We start from the raw sequence: 12,833 nt of genomic DNA, 5'->3' as shown, positions 1-12,833 counted from the left end.
AGCGCGTAGCCGCCGTCTCGAACGACGAGAAGCGCACAGAAGACCCGTGAGGGTCGCTCCGGGCACAATAAGAGGGCGTTGCGAGTGCCCCACCGAAGCCAAAGCCCGACCTCGTCGACAGCGATCCATGACAACGCAAATTAGCGCCTTGAGCCCTCCGTGCCCGGAGGGACCCTCACGGGTCGTGCGCGCTGCCCGATCAGCACATCGACCTCCGCACCCGCTCACGGACGCGATGTCCATGCAGAGGTCTACAAGCTCGACGGTCTGAGGCGGAGCCTCGCTAAAGTTGCTCTCAGCTCGGGCGAGCGCCGCCGGGCGACCCGTGCAGGTCGATGCCGCGCATGCCCCACGTCGGCGCGGCGGAGAGTAGGGTAGAATCCCCCGATGTCCCGCGGATCCTGCCTGCTCCTGCTCAGCGCGGTGCTCTTCAACGCCGGGTGTCGGGCGAGCGCCGACGATTGTCGTGAGATCGCCCAACACATCGTCGCGCTGGCCAAGGCCGAGGCGAAGCTCGTGCCAACTTCGGAGGCGCAGTTCGAGACCACCTGCAACGAGCAGCGACCCACGCGGGGGCTGGTCCAGTGCATGCTGGGCGCGCAGAGCTTGGCCGAGCTCGAGGCTTGCTGACGACCTCACGACCCACGCGCGGACGCGTAGTAGTATCCGGCATGGCTCCGCGCCGGTTGACTCTGGGGTTGCTCGCGGTCGTGTCGCTCGGGTGTGCGGACGACGGCGGCAACGCGAGCGCAGGCACGGATACCAGCGCCGATGGCTCGCAGACGGAGTCCGGCACTACGACCGAGACCGAGACCGAGACCGACACCGGCGGCGAGACCGAAGACGGCTTCGAGCCCTACGCGTGGCCCGACGAGGCGCTCAGCGAGCTCGTCGATCCCATGATCGGCACCGGCGGGGTCGGCTACACGGTTGGGACCATGAACCCGGGGCCGTCGCTGCCGTTTGGGATGATCAAGCCCGGGCCCGACACCGGGCTCGGACCAGTTCAGATCTCGTTCCTCAACTGTACGGGGTACCACTACGATCAGCCCCACATCTGGGGCTTCTCGCACTCGCGGATCAACGGCATGGGCGTACCGGACTACGGGGCCGTGCAGGTCGCCCCAGCGATCGGGATGGATCCACAGATGGCGGCGATCGGCGGCGCGCGCTCGCTCTTCGATCACGCCGAAGAGCAGACCGCAGCGGGCTACTACGCGGTCGAGCTCCTCGACCACGGCGTGTTCGCGGAGCTCACCGCGACGACCCGGGCCAGCCGACACCGCTACCGGTTTGACGAGGCCAGCGCCGACGCGTCGATCCTGTTCAACCTTGGCTACAACCCAGGCGGGGCGACCTCGATCGCAAGCGAGATCACGATTGATCCAGCGGGCCAAACGATCCGCGGGATGATGACCGTGTACGGCAGCTACTCCGATCGCTTCGGCGGCGTGCCGACCTACTTCGCCGCGCGGGTCTCCCAGCCGATCGCCGAACACGGCGTGTGGGACGACATGGGCGGCACCTTTACGGACCTCGCGTCGATCAGCGGCGCGCAGATCGGCGGGTGGCTGCGCTTCGATCTAACTGGCGCCAGCGAGCCGGTCGTGGAGCTCGAGCTGGCGATCTCCTACGTGTCGATCGCCGAGGCCGAGACCAACCTAGAGGAGCTCGACGGTCAGAGCTTCGAGCAGACCCGGGCCGCGGCGGCGCAGCGGTGGGACGCCGAGCTCGCCCGGGTTCGGGTGCTTGGCGGCAGCGACGAGCAGCGCACCTTGTTTTACTCGGCGATGTACCGGGCGTTCTTGGCCCCCACGATCTTCACCGAGGCCAGCGGGCGCTATCGGGGCTTCGACGACGCGGTTCATGACGTGGGGGAGCACGCCTCGGACTTCACCTACTACACGGACTTTTCGTTGTGGGACACCTACCGGACCGTGCACCCGCTGTTCAACCTGATCCAGCGCGAGCGCCACGCCGACATGCTCGAGTCGCTGGCCACGATGGCCGCGCAGGGCGGTGACCTGCCCAAGTGGCCGCTTGGGATCGGCTACACCGGTGGCATGGTTGGGACCAGCGCGGACATCGTGCTCGCGGATGCGTACCTGAAGGACATCACCGACTTCGACGTTCAGACCGCCTACGCGGCCGCCCGGCTGCACGCGATCGAGCCGCGACCCAACGCCGGTCGCGCTGGGATCGCTGGCTACCGTGAGCGCGGCTGGGTGGCCAGCGACGAGGCGGGCGCCTCCGCCTCGCGGACCCTCGAGTTCGCCCACGCCGACTACGCGCTGGCGCGCTGGGCCGCGGCGCTGGGCGAGACCCAAGACGCCGAGCTGTTTGAAGCCAGCGCCCACAATTGGCAGCACCTGTGGGCGCCGGAGCTGGAATTTTTGATCGGTCGCCGGGCAGACGGCAGCTTCGAGCTCGACGGCTTCGATCCGCTCGTGTGGGAGAGCTACTACGCCGAAGGCACGGCCTCCCACTACCTGTGGGCCGTCCCCCACGACGTGCTCGCGCTCGCCGAGATCATGGGTGGGATCGAGCCGACGCGCGAGCGGCTGGCGGCCTACTTCGAGACCTCGGCCGCGTTCCTGGCCGGCGGTGGCTACAACCCATTGATGCCCGTGCCCTACTACTGGCAGTCCAACGAGCCCTCGCTGCACGACGCCTACTTGTTCACCGAGCTCGGCGATCCAGCGTCAACCCAGCGCTGGGTCGACTGGGCCCGCGAGCGCCACTACGGCCCCGGACCCGACGGCCTGCCAGGCAACGACGACGCCGGGACCATGAGCGCCTGGTACATATTTGCAGCGATCGGGCTGTACCCGCTGCCAGGCAGCGATGGCTACTGGATCACCGCGCCAATCTTCGAGCGCGTCGAGCTGGATCTATCCGACGCGGATCACCCAGATCGCCGGCTGGCGATCGTCGCAGACGGGGCCGGACCCGGGATGATCTATGTCGCCGGAGCCACGTTCAACGGCGTCGAGCTCGAGCGTCCGTGGATCACCTGGCAGCAGCTGCGCGACAAAGGCGGGACCTTGCGGCTCGAGCTCGCCGATCAGCCCTCCAGCTTTGGCGCGTTCTAACCGGCTGCTGGTTAGCCGTTCAGATCTTTCGCCAGGCGCAGACCGCTGAATTGCCAGCGCGTCGACGCGTGGAAAAAATTACGATAGCTCGCGCGAACGTGGTCGTGTGGGGTCGCGCAGGAGCCCCCCCGCAAGACCAGCTGGTTGCACATGAACTTGCCGTTGTACTCGCCGATCGCCCCTTCGGGCGGGCGATAGCCGGGGTAGGCCTGGTAGGGGCTGGCGGTCCACTCCCACGTGTCGCCAAACATCTGCGCGAGCCCGCTCGGGTCTGCGCTGGGCGCCTCGGGGGTGGGGACCGGGTGAAGCGGCGCGCTGACGAGCTCGGGGGCGCTGTTTGGCAGCAGGTTGCCGTCGACCTCGAGGGCCTGGGCGATGTGCTCCCACTCGGCTTCGCGCGGGAGCCGAGCGCCCCGCCAGCGCGCGTACGCGTCCGCTTCGTAGAAGCTCACGTGACACACGGGCGCGCTGGGGTCGAGCAGCTGCAGGCCGTCGAGGGTGAACACGCGCCATGGTTCGTTGGCTTGTCCGGGCGCGCGCCAGTACGCCGGAGCCCGCCAGCCTTCGCGCTGCACGGCGTCCCAGCCCTCCGACAGCCACAGCTGCGGGCGCGCGTAGCCGTCGTCGGCCATGAACGCGAGGTACTCCCCGCAGCTCACCGGCCGGCTGGCTACTGCGAAGGGCTCGAGCCACTGCTTGTGGCGCGGACCCTCGTTGTCAAACCCAAACCCCGCGGCGTCCGTGGCCCGCCCAATCGCGACCAGGCCGCCAGGATCTTCGACCCAGCGAAGCGCTGGGAGCTGCGCGACCGAGTCGGTGGTTGGCCCCGCGTCGCGGTAGGCGGGCGCGAGCGGGTTGAGCGAGAGCGCGTGCTTGATGTCGGTCAGGATCAGCTCTTGGTGCTGCTGCTCGTGATGCAGGCCCAATTCGACCAGGCCGCGCTTGGCGGCGCTCATGTGCGGCAGCGAGTGCAGCACCTGCTCGTCGACGGCCCGGCGGTAGGCGAGGATCTCGGCCACGGTCGGGCGCGAGAGCAGGCCCCGCTGCGCGCGCGCGTGCATGCTGCCGACCGTCTGGTAGTAGCTGTTGAACAGGAAGTCCCAGCCCTCGCGGTAGCGCGCGTAGCCTGGCCCGGCGAGCACGAAGGTCTCGAAGAACCAGCTGGTGTGGGCCAGGTGCCACTTGGTCGGGCTGGCGTCAGGCATCGATTGGATGCACTGATCTTCGGGCTCGAGCGTGGCGGCGAGCGCCTCGCTGAGCGCCCGGACCCGCATGTAGGCGCCCGCGAGGGCGGTTGGCTCGAGTCGCAGGTGCATGGTGTGTAGCCCTCGACGGGGCGGTGGTTGGGCGCAGGGCCTGCGAGACGCCGTCACTCCTGGACGGTCTTGCTCTCGCTCTCGGCCTCGTCGTCGTCGTCTTCTTCGTCGTCGGCCGCTTCTTCGCCGTCGTCCTCTTCGGCGTCCTCGTCCTCTTCGGCGTCCTCGTCCTCTTCGTCCTCTTCGGCGTCCTCGTCCTCCCACCAGGCAGCCTCGGGGATCGGGCCATCAGCGGCGGCGCGCTTGCCGACGAAGATCAGCACAATCGAAGCCGCGACCACGAACAGCGAGATGAACTGGCTGGTCGTCATCATCACGGGGACCGCGGGATCGAGCCCGAGCGCGGCGTTGAGCGCCGGGGTCTCGAGCTTCATGACGTAGCCGCGCACGGCGTCGCCGCGGAACATCTCGAGCACGAAGCGAGCGGCCGGGTAGATCATCACGTAGGTCAACATGACCTGGCCGTGAAACCGCTTCTTGAGCCGCAGGCTCATCAAGAACATGAACAGGCTCAGCTCGATCGCCGACTCGATCAGCGGGATCGGGTAGCGCCCGATCCCACCGGCGGCGAACGCAGGCGAGCCCTCGGGGTAGTGCAGCGCCAGCGCGCCCTCGTGGACCGCCCCGTAGCAGCAGCCGGCACACAGGCAGCCGATCCGGCCAAACGCGTGGGCGAGCGCGAGCATCGGCGCGCCAAGGTCGAAGAAGCGCAGCAGCCGTTGCCAGCCCTCTTTGAGGGTCTTGACGTGGGTCCCTTCCGTGGGCCCGCTCTTGCGGATCACGTAGTGGTAGACGAGGTACAGCACCGCCCCGATCGGGCCGCCGTAGAACACCAGGCCGCCCTCCCAGATCGCGAGGATCGACCCAGGCTTTTGCATGAAGCGGGGCAGGTCGGTGAGCACATAGAACAGCCGCGAGAAGATCAGCCCCCACAGCACGGTCCACAGCGCGACCTTCTCGAACAGCTCGGGGGTCATCAGCTTGATCCGCTGATTCTCCCGACCGCCCAAGACGATCGCAGCCAGCAGGCCAAGCGCGACCATGACTCCGTAGGGCGCGACACCGAAATCTCCGAAGATGTGGATTTTCTCGTAAAACATGGCTTGGGGGCTCAGTGCCGACGCGGTGCGCTGTTCGGCGCGGCGCCAGTGCCGGTTCGTAGCCAAAAGCGCGGGCCAGGTCCAGCCAGCCGGCGCCGCGAGCGGGCGCAGAGTTCGCCGCCCAGGGGTGAAGCAGTCTACGAAGGCGTGTGCAAGCGGGCGAGACGCCCTCGCCCGAGCTGAGAACAGCTCGCTGCCCAGGGTGAAGCAGTCTCCGAAGGCGTGTGCAAGCGGGCGAGAAGCCCTCGCCCGAGCTGAGAAGAACCCCTCGCCCGAGCTGAGAGCAGCGCAGCATGCCCGTGGTGGTTAGCGAGTGCCGGTCATGCCGTCCACTTGGCGAGGTTGGCGAACACACACGCGTTGATGCGCGTGGCCGAATTGCCAGTTAGGGCGCCGTTGGTGTGGATGCCCACGACCACCCGCCGGCCAGTGCTGGGATCCAGCCGCCAGACGGGGGCGCCGCTCTGGCCCGCGGCGGTGTCGGCGTCGTAGCGCAACACGTGAGCGTCGACCTGCGCGCTGCGCCGGGCCGACCACCACAAGGTCGTGCCGCCGTCCTTGTCTGCGGGGTAGCCAGCAAGGTTGACGTAGCTACCGAGCAGCGTCGGCGTATCGTAGACGGCGTACCCAAATTGCCCGACCTCGGGCAACGCGGCGTCCTCAGCCAGAGAGATCACCGCGTAGTCGTGCTCGCGCTTGCCGTCGACGGTCCACCCGCGCACCGAGTGGAACTTCGTGGCCACCACGCTGCTGAACGGGCGATCTTGGCCGTTGCGAGCGGCCGAGACCACGACGCGCTTGGCCCACCCGCCCATCGCGGGCAGGTACACGCAGTGGCCCGCGGTCACGATCGTGCGGGGCCCGATCAGCCAGCCGGTGCCGATGAACTCGTCGCCCAAGCGCGAGTGGATGGTCAGCTGGCAGATCGGGCGCCACGGGTACTTGTTGGTCTCGTAGATGCGCACGCGCTCGTCGCCGCCGATCGTCGACTCCGGTCGGTAGCCCGAGTGGCCCGCGCCGGGGTGGGTGGCTGCCCAGTTTGGCAGCAGCGAGTCGACCCCGCGCGGGCCTGTGTCTCGGGTGGACTCGCGCGCGTAGGCAGCGGGCGGGGTCCAGCCGGGGACGGTCTCGAGCCCAAGCTGCGCGTGCTCACCGATCGGCCAGTTCGCTCCTTGTCCTGGCGCCGCGTCGACCGTGTCCCGCTCGCCAGCTTCGTCGCTCGAGATCGGGGCGTGGGGGTCGGCGGCCTCGGGCATGGCGCGATGGTACGTGAATTCGTGGGGACCCGGCTTGGCTTGCATGACCCGCGCTACCCGTTCACGCTCGCGAGGTGGTGGTGGTGACGGCCGCGGACACCGACGCGATCCAGCTGTGGATCATCGGCGCCGGGCCAGCGGGTCTGGCGTTGGCCGCCGCATGCGTCGAGCGGGGCGTTCGGGTTGGCTTGCTGGCCCCAGACCCGCGCGCGAGCTGGCACCCCAACTACGCGATGTGGCTCGACGACGCCGTCTCGCTTGGCGTCGAGCCGTACCTTGGGCACCGCTGGATCGGCGCGAGGGCTCGGTTCGCCGCGGGTTCGCGGGACTTGGATCGCGGCTACGGCCTCCTCGATGATCGCCGCTGGCAGCTCGAGTTGCTCGCGCAGGTGGAGGGGGCAGGGGGCTCGATCGTCGCGGGCACGCTCGCCGCGATCGAACATGACGACAACGGCGTGGTGTTGCGCTGCGAGGGCGGCGAGCGACTGCGCGGCCAGCTGGTCGTTGACGCCACGGGACACGGCTCGCGCTTCGTCGAGCTCGAGCAAGGGCCGCGCCCAGCTCACCAGGTCGCGTGGGGGGAGCAGTGGGTGATCGAAGCGGGCCCAGGCGAGCCCGGGCTCGATCTCGACCGGGTCAACTTCATGGACTGGTCGAGCACCGGCGACGCCGAGTCCGACGAGTCGCTGCCGCCGACCTTCTCGTACGCGCTGCCGCTCGCGCGCGACCGCTTGTTCGTAGAGGAGACCGTGCTCGCCGCCCGCCTCGAGCACCCACCCCCGAGCTACTTCCCCGCGCTGCGCGAGCGTCAGCGTCGGCGCCTGGAGCTGCAGGGCGTTCGCTGTGTGGGCGAGCCAGTCGCGGTGGAGCGCTGCGTGATCCCCATGGGCGCCGCGCTGCCCCGCGGGGATCAGCGGACCTTGGCCTACGGCGGCGCCGCCTCCATGGTCCACCCGGCGACCGGGTACTTGCTCACGAACGTGCTGCGTCGGCGCGCTCGAGTCGCCGACGCGATCGCAGCCGAGCTCGAGCGCTGGGTCTCGCCGGGTGGTCCCAGCCGACGGATCTGGCAGGCGATCTGGTCGCCCGCAGAGGTCCGGGCGTGGCGACTATACGGATTTGGGCTCGAGGTCATCTGCGCGCTCGATCGCCCCGGCGTCGATCGCTTCTTCGCCGCGTTCTTCGAGCTGCCCGATCACTGCTGGCGCGGGTTCGTGTCCGGGAGCGCGCCCACGCCCGAGCTGATGGTCACGATGCTGCGCTACTTCGCTGGCGTGCCCGCGCCCATCCGCGCGCGCCTGACCGCGGCCCTGTTTGGGCGCGAGGGGCTGCGGTTGTTGCGGGGCCTCGGCGGGCTGCAGCGGTCGTAATCGCCAATACATGACGGACCGAAGCCCTGCGATGCGTCGCCGCGCCCGCTGGTTCGGGATTCGAGTAGTCTGGGCCCCATGCCCATCGCAGACGAACCGCTGGTGCTCGCGCTCGGCGACCAAGGCCCGAAGGTGTGGCTCGAGGCCATGCCCGCGATCGTGCGCGAGACCGGCTCGGCCATGACCCCGAGCACCCACAGCCAACGGGTGTCCACGGTCGGGACCGCGGCGATCAGTGACGTGGTCAAGGCCGTGGCCAAGCAGCTCGAGGCCGAGCTGCAAGACGCCAACCTCGACAAGGTCAACCTTGGCTTCTCGCTGAGCGTCGACACCAGCGGCCGGGTGTTGATCGGGGCCAGCGGGACGTTTCGGGTCCAGCTCGAGTGGCGCAAGCCCGCGCAGGACGAGTGAAACCGGTCGCCGAGACCCGCCGTTGGGCCCGCCGATGAGCGTCGACAAAGCCCAGATCCAGATCACCAGCCCGTGCCCGATCAGCTTGGATCGGAGCGGGGTGAGCCAAGCGGATCGCAGCATGTTCTGTGGCCACTGCGTCAAAGACGTGCACTTGTTGTCAAAGATGTCGGAACGCGAGGCCCGCGTGTTCATGCGTGAGCACGAGGGCCAGGATATCTGCGTGTCCTATGCGATCCGGGCTGACGGGGGGATCCGCTTCCGTCCAGAGCCCGCTGAAGCCAGCCTCGTCCCGATCGAGCGGCTGGCGCGTAGGCGAGCCCCCCAGCGGCCGCGGCTGGCCCAGGCCGCGTCGATCGGGGCAGCGGCGCTGCTCGCCGCGTGCACGGCCCACTCGGATCCCGAGCCTGCGCCCGACAAGCCGACCGCGCCGCTGGTCCAGCGCGCCGAGCCGGTCGAGCCGGTCGAGCCGACCCCACCCGTCGACCAGCCCTGTGACCCGGCAGATCCCACCGAACCACTCGTCGCCGGGGGCCTGGTAGCGATGCCGATCGACGAAATCGAGCATGACGTCCAAGTAGAAGGCGGGATCAAGGCCGTGCCGGTACCCGAGCCGACCAAGCAGCCGACGCTGGCGCGCGGTGGCATGCGGGCCAAGCGGATCGCCGATCAGCCGCTACCCGCCGACTGAGCCCGCAGCACACAGCGCGCGCAGGGTCTCGCCGTATCGCGCCGCACGCTTGGGGCCGAGCTCTGGGCACTCGTCGAGCCGATCGACGCCCTCGCTGACCAACCATCCCAGCGCACGCGGGGGCAAGATCACGTGGGGAGGCAGCTCGCGACGCTCGGCCTCCTCGCGGCGCCATTGTTTGAGGGCTTTGGCCCGGCTGGCCTCGCGCGAGGACAGGCGGGGTCGACTGGCCCGCCCTGGCACGCGGGGAGGATCGGCCAGCGCCTTGGCGACGACCTCGAGCAGGGCGTCGGCGTGCTCGCGCATGAACGCGCCGCGCAGTCGCATGCGTCGGAGCGCGGCGTGATCCGTGGGCGCGCGGTTGGCCAAGTTGATCAGCGGCTGGTTGGCGATCAGGCGACCCGGCGGGTAGTTGAGCTCACGGCCCATCTGATCGCGCCACTGATACAGCGCCGCCAGCACGGCGTGGCGATCCTTGCGCAGCTCGCCAGCGCCCTTGAGCCGCCACATCCGCTCGGGGTCGAAGCTGTTGTCATGCGCGGCGGCACGGGCGACCGCAGCGTTGGCGAGGCCGAGCTCTTCGTCGAGGTCAGCGGCCTCGATCCGCTCGACCAGCTCCGCGCCGATCTTGGGCAGGTGCACGACGTCGGCGAGCGCGTAGCCGAGCGCGGCCCCGTCGATCGGGCGCCGACCCCAGTCGTGCTGGGTGTGCTCTTTGGCCAGCGCGATCCCGCACAGCTCCTCGACCACCGCCGCGTACCCCGTTCGCCGCCAGCCGAGGAAGCTCGCCGCCTGCTGGGTGTCGAACAGGTTGGCCAGCGTCAGCGAGAAGTCGCGCTTGAGACACGCCACGTCGTACTCGCCGCCGTGCACCCACACGCGCAGCTTGGGATCCGCGAGCGGGGCTGCGAGCGGGGCGAGGGCCTCGGGGCCAGCCTTCGGGGTTGGCCCGTCGCCGGTCAGCGCGAACGGGTCGACGAGCCACAGCTCGCCGCCGACGTTGAGCTGCAGCAGGCAGACCCGCTCATGGTACGCAAACATCGAATTCGACTCGCTGTCGAGCGCGACCCAGGGTGCGTCAGCGAGCGCGGCCGCGAGCTCGAGCAGGGCGCCAGCGTCGCGGACCCAGCGGTGGTCTGGCAGGGTCGTCATCGCGCCAGCGTAGCGAACAGCGAAGAACAGCGACAGCTCGGGTCCGAATTTTCCGTCGCTTCGTTCGAGCGATCGGACGGGACGCCGTCGCTCGTGGCAAAGTGACACGCGCCAGCGCGGCAACCGTGCGTGAACCGAGACCGGACCCGTGAAGATCGACGACGCCCAGCTCTCAAACTTCCGCGTTCGGCTCGCGCAACCGAACGACGTCGCCGCCCTCGCGCGGGTCCACGTGGCCAGCTGGCACCACGCGTACGCGCAGATCATGTCGGCGTCGAGCCTCGCCAACACCAACCTCGCGCGCAGCGTCAGCCGATTTCGCGGATATTTTTGGCACGGCGGCCAGGACGTCTCGCTGTTGCACGTGCTCGAGGGGGACGAGGGCGTGGTCGGGTACGTCAACAGCGGGCTCAGCAACAGCCGCAAGCTGGGCGTGCGCGGCGAGGTCTACGAGCTGTACTTGCACCCCGACGTGCATGGTCGCGGCGGCGGCCGCAAGCTGTTGAGCGCCGGCTTGTGGGCCCTCAGCGGGCGTCGGCTGGTCCCCGCCGTTGTCTGGGTGTTGGCCGACAACCATCCCGCGCGGCGCTTCTACGAGCGCATGCGCGGCCGCAAGATCGCCCACGGCGAAGTCAACGTTGGCGACCAAGTCTTGGCCAAGGTCGCCTACGCGTGGATCGACTATCTACCCTGGCCAGAGTGGATCGACTGAAGCTCGATCACTCGTCGGGGCGAGGGAATCGCATGGTCACGAATTCCTCTGCGGCCGAAGGGTGGATGCCCATCGTCGCGTCGAAGTCACGCTTGGTGGCCCGGCACTTGATAGCGACGGCGAGGCCCTGAATGATCTCGGGCGCGTCGTCACCCACCATGTGGGCGCCCAGCACCACGTTGGTTTGCTTGTCGACCACGAGCTTGACCAAGATTCGCTCCGCGCGGCCCGAGATCGTCGCTTTCATCGGCCGAAACCGGGCGCTGTAGATCTCGATCTCGCCAACCTGCGCCCGCGCCTGCTGCTCGGTCAGGCCCACGGTTGCGACGGGCGGGCGCGAGAACACTGCTGTCGCGACGTCGCGTCGATCGACGACCGTGGGGTTGTTGTTGAACAGCGTCTCGGCGAGCGCGCGTCCTTCTGCGATCGCCACGGGGGTCAGGTTGATGCGGTTGGTGACGTCTCCGACCGCGTAGATGTTGGGCACGCTGGTGCGGTTGCGCTCGTCGACGACCACGCCGCCGTCTGGGTTGCAGGTGATCCCCAGGGCCTCGAGCCCGATGCCGGCGCTGTTGGGTGTGCGCCCGGTCGCGTAGATCAGCGCGTCGGTCTCGTGCATCTCGCCGTGATCGAGCAGCAAGCACAGCGGGCCGCCGTTGTCCCGGGCCACGCTGCGGACCTCGACCTCGGTCTCGATGCTGATCCCGCGCGCGCGCATCTCTTCACCAAGGCGCTCGCGGATCTCGAGATCGAAGCCCCGCAGCACGTTGTCGCCGCGCAGCAGCAGGGTCACCTGGGCTCCCGCGGCGTTGAAGATGCCCGCGAACTCGACCCCGATGTAGCCGCCACCCACGATCGTCACGCGGGCCGGCAGCTGCTCGAGCTCGAGCGCTTCGTTGGAGGTGATCGAGTGCTCGACGCCCGTGATTGGGGGGCGCACCGGCCACCCGCCGGTCGCAATGAGGATGTGCTTGGCGGTGTAGCGCTTGCCCGCGACCTCGACCGTGTGCGCGTCGATCAGCGCGCCGCGGCCGGCGATCAACTCCACCTTCGAGTCCGAGAGCAAGCGCATGTAGATCTGCTCGAGGCGATCGAGCTCGGCCTCCTTCGCGGCCATTAGCCGGGGCCAGTCGAGCTTGGGCGCGCCGACCTCCCAGCCGAACCCCGCCGCGTCCTCGAACTGCTCGGAGAACGAGGCCCCATACATGAGCAACTTCTTGGGCACGCAGCCGCGCATCACACAGGTGCCGCCCACCCGCAGCTCTTCGCAGATCGCTACCTTGGCGCCATACTCGCCGGCGCGGCGGCTCGCAGCGACGCCGCCCGATCCGGCGCCGATCGTGAAAAGGTCGAAGTCGAACTGGGACACCGCGGCACGCTAGCCTCAGCGTAGTCAAAGCTCAACACCGCTGCTAGCGTGTCGGAAGGCTCATGCAGCGCATTGTCGATATCCTGCTACTCGGGTTGCCCGTGATGGTGGTGTTCTTGCTCCTCGGCCTCGGGCTGTGCATCGCCGTGTTGGTCAAGGAAGGCCAAGGGCGCGCGGCCCGGGCCTCGCAGATCGTCGGGCTCATCAACCTTGGCTTGGTCGTGCCACTGTCGGGACTGTCGTGGGCGGCGGACCTCGGTGGGGCGCGCTTGATGTTCATGTTCTCGGCCGGGGCGTTCGCGCTGGTGGGGCTGTTGGGGCTGCGGTTGCCGCTGCGGTTCCGAGACTGAGTAGGGCGAGGGCG

The 12,833-nt window shown here is 68.9% G+C and carries 12 protein-coding genes; 7 read left to right on the top strand and 5 right to left on the bottom strand.

The window, feature by feature from the left end:
• The first annotated feature begins 387 nt into the window (after positions 1–387).
• Positions 388–630 carry a hypothetical protein gene (locus DB30_RS18715; RefSeq protein ID WP_052550846.1) on the top strand — a complete coding sequence of 81 codons (243 nt, stop codon included), beginning with the start codon at positions 388–390 and terminating at the stop codon, positions 628–630.
• A 41-nt stretch (positions 631–671) separates the two neighbouring features.
• Positions 672–3,092, top strand: coding sequence for a GH92 family glycosyl hydrolase (locus DB30_RS18710; protein ID WP_146659542.1), 2,421 nt, complete (start codon positions 672–674; stop codon positions 3,090–3,092).
• Between the two features lie 11 nt (positions 3,093–3,103).
• Here DB30_RS18710 and egtB read toward each other — a convergent pair whose 3' ends face one another.
• The 3 genes from egtB to DB30_RS18695 all read right to left on the bottom strand — a co-directional run bounded on the left by egtB (position 3,104) and on the right by DB30_RS18695 (position 6,764).
• Positions 3,104–4,408 carry an ergothioneine biosynthesis protein EgtB gene (gene egtB, locus DB30_RS18705; RefSeq protein WP_052550843.1) on the bottom strand — a complete coding sequence of 435 codons (1,305 nt, stop codon included), beginning with the start codon at positions 4,406–4,408 and terminating at the stop codon, positions 3,104–3,106.
• A gap of 53 nt (positions 4,409–4,461) precedes the next feature.
• Complete coding sequence (locus DB30_RS18700) at positions 4,462–5,508, bottom strand: prolipoprotein diacylglyceryl transferase (RefSeq protein ID WP_146659540.1); 1,047 nt, start codon at positions 5,506–5,508, stop codon at positions 4,462–4,464.
• A 320-nt stretch (positions 5,509–5,828) separates the two neighbouring features.
• Entirely contained in the window at positions 5,829–6,764 is a 936-nt protein-coding gene (locus tag DB30_RS18695) for a trypsin-like serine peptidase (RefSeq protein ID WP_165703835.1), read from the bottom strand.
• Between the two features lie 74 nt (positions 6,765–6,838).
• Between DB30_RS18695 and DB30_RS18690 the strand changes: the two genes are divergently transcribed.
• The 3 genes from DB30_RS18690 to DB30_RS18680 all read left to right on the top strand — a co-directional run bounded on the left by DB30_RS18690 (position 6,839) and on the right by DB30_RS18680 (position 9,236).
• Complete coding sequence (locus DB30_RS18690) at positions 6,839–8,134, top strand: lycopene cyclase family protein (protein ID WP_052550837.1); 1,296 nt, start codon at positions 6,839–6,841, stop codon at positions 8,132–8,134.
• 78 nt (positions 8,135–8,212) lie between these two features.
• Entirely contained in the window at positions 8,213–8,545 is a 333-nt protein-coding gene (locus tag DB30_RS18685; RefSeq protein WP_052550834.1) for a hypothetical protein, read from the top strand.
• Positions 8,546–8,579: 34 nt separating this feature from the next.
• A complete protein-coding gene (locus DB30_RS18680) occupies positions 8,580–9,236 on the top strand; it encodes a hypothetical protein (protein WP_052550832.1) in 657 nt (218 codons plus the stop codon).
• Here the strand turns inward: DB30_RS18680 and DB30_RS18675 are convergent.
• Positions 9,222–10,388: a ribonuclease D gene (locus DB30_RS18675; RefSeq protein WP_165703834.1), complete on the bottom strand. Its 1,167-nt coding sequence runs from the start codon at positions 10,386–10,388 to the stop codon at positions 9,222–9,224. The genes DB30_RS18680 and DB30_RS18675 overlap by 15 nt on opposite strands.
• Before the next feature lie 148 nt (positions 10,389–10,536).
• Between DB30_RS18675 and DB30_RS18670 the strand changes: the two genes are divergently transcribed.
• Positions 10,537–11,100: a GNAT family N-acetyltransferase gene (locus DB30_RS18670; protein WP_052550827.1), complete on the top strand. Its 564-nt coding sequence runs from the start codon at positions 10,537–10,539 to the stop codon at positions 11,098–11,100.
• Between the two features lie 7 nt (positions 11,101–11,107).
• Here the strand turns inward: DB30_RS18670 and gor are convergent, their stop codons facing one another.
• Entirely contained in the window at positions 11,108–12,469 is a 1,362-nt protein-coding gene (gene gor, locus DB30_RS18665; RefSeq protein WP_052550825.1) for a glutathione-disulfide reductase, read from the bottom strand.
• 62 nt (positions 12,470–12,531) lie between these two features.
• Between gor and DB30_RS18660 the strand changes: the two genes are divergently transcribed.
• Positions 12,532–12,819: a hypothetical protein gene (locus tag DB30_RS18660; protein WP_146659534.1), complete on the top strand. Its 288-nt coding sequence runs from the start codon at positions 12,532–12,534 to the stop codon at positions 12,817–12,819.
• Positions 12,820–12,833: the final 14 nt, after the last annotated feature.

It is taken from the genome of Enhygromyxa salina (assembly GCF_000737335.2).
Classification (GTDB): domain Bacteria; phylum Myxococcota_A; class Polyangia; order Nannocystales; family Nannocystaceae; genus Plesiocystis; species Plesiocystis salina_C.
The sequence above is the reverse complement of the archived record's forward strand: the minus strand, read 5'-3'. Positions and strand labels throughout refer to the sequence as shown.

Excerpts from the sequence above, each read along its gene's own strand:
- DB30_RS18715 (WP_052550846.1), top strand. The coding sequence starts at position 388 with ATGTCCCGCGGATCCTGCCTGCTCCTGCTCAGCGCGGTGCTCTTCAAC.
- DB30_RS18710 (WP_146659542.1), top strand. The coding sequence starts at position 672 with ATGGCTCCGCGCCGGTTGACTCTGGGGTTGCTCGCGGTCGTGTCGCTC.
- egtB (WP_052550843.1), bottom strand. The coding sequence starts at position 4,408 with ATGCACCTGCGACTCGAGCCAACCGCCCTCGCGGGCGCCTACATGCGG.
- DB30_RS18700 (WP_146659540.1), bottom strand. The coding sequence starts at position 5,508 with ATGTTTTACGAGAAAATCCACATCTTCGGAGATTTCGGTGTCGCGCCC.
- DB30_RS18695 (WP_165703835.1), bottom strand. The coding sequence starts at position 6,764 with ATGCCCGAGGCCGCCGACCCCCACGCCCCGATCTCGAGCGACGAAGCT.
- DB30_RS18685 (WP_052550834.1), top strand. The coding sequence starts at position 8,213 with ATGCCCATCGCAGACGAACCGCTGGTGCTCGCGCTCGGCGACCAAGGC.
- DB30_RS18680 (WP_052550832.1), top strand. The coding sequence starts at position 8,580 with ATGAGCGTCGACAAAGCCCAGATCCAGATCACCAGCCCGTGCCCGATC.
- DB30_RS18675 (WP_165703834.1), bottom strand. The coding sequence starts at position 10,388 with ATGACGACCCTGCCAGACCACCGCTGGGTCCGCGACGCTGGCGCCCTG.
- DB30_RS18660 (WP_146659534.1), top strand. The coding sequence starts at position 12,532 with ATGCAGCGCATTGTCGATATCCTGCTACTCGGGTTGCCCGTGATGGTG.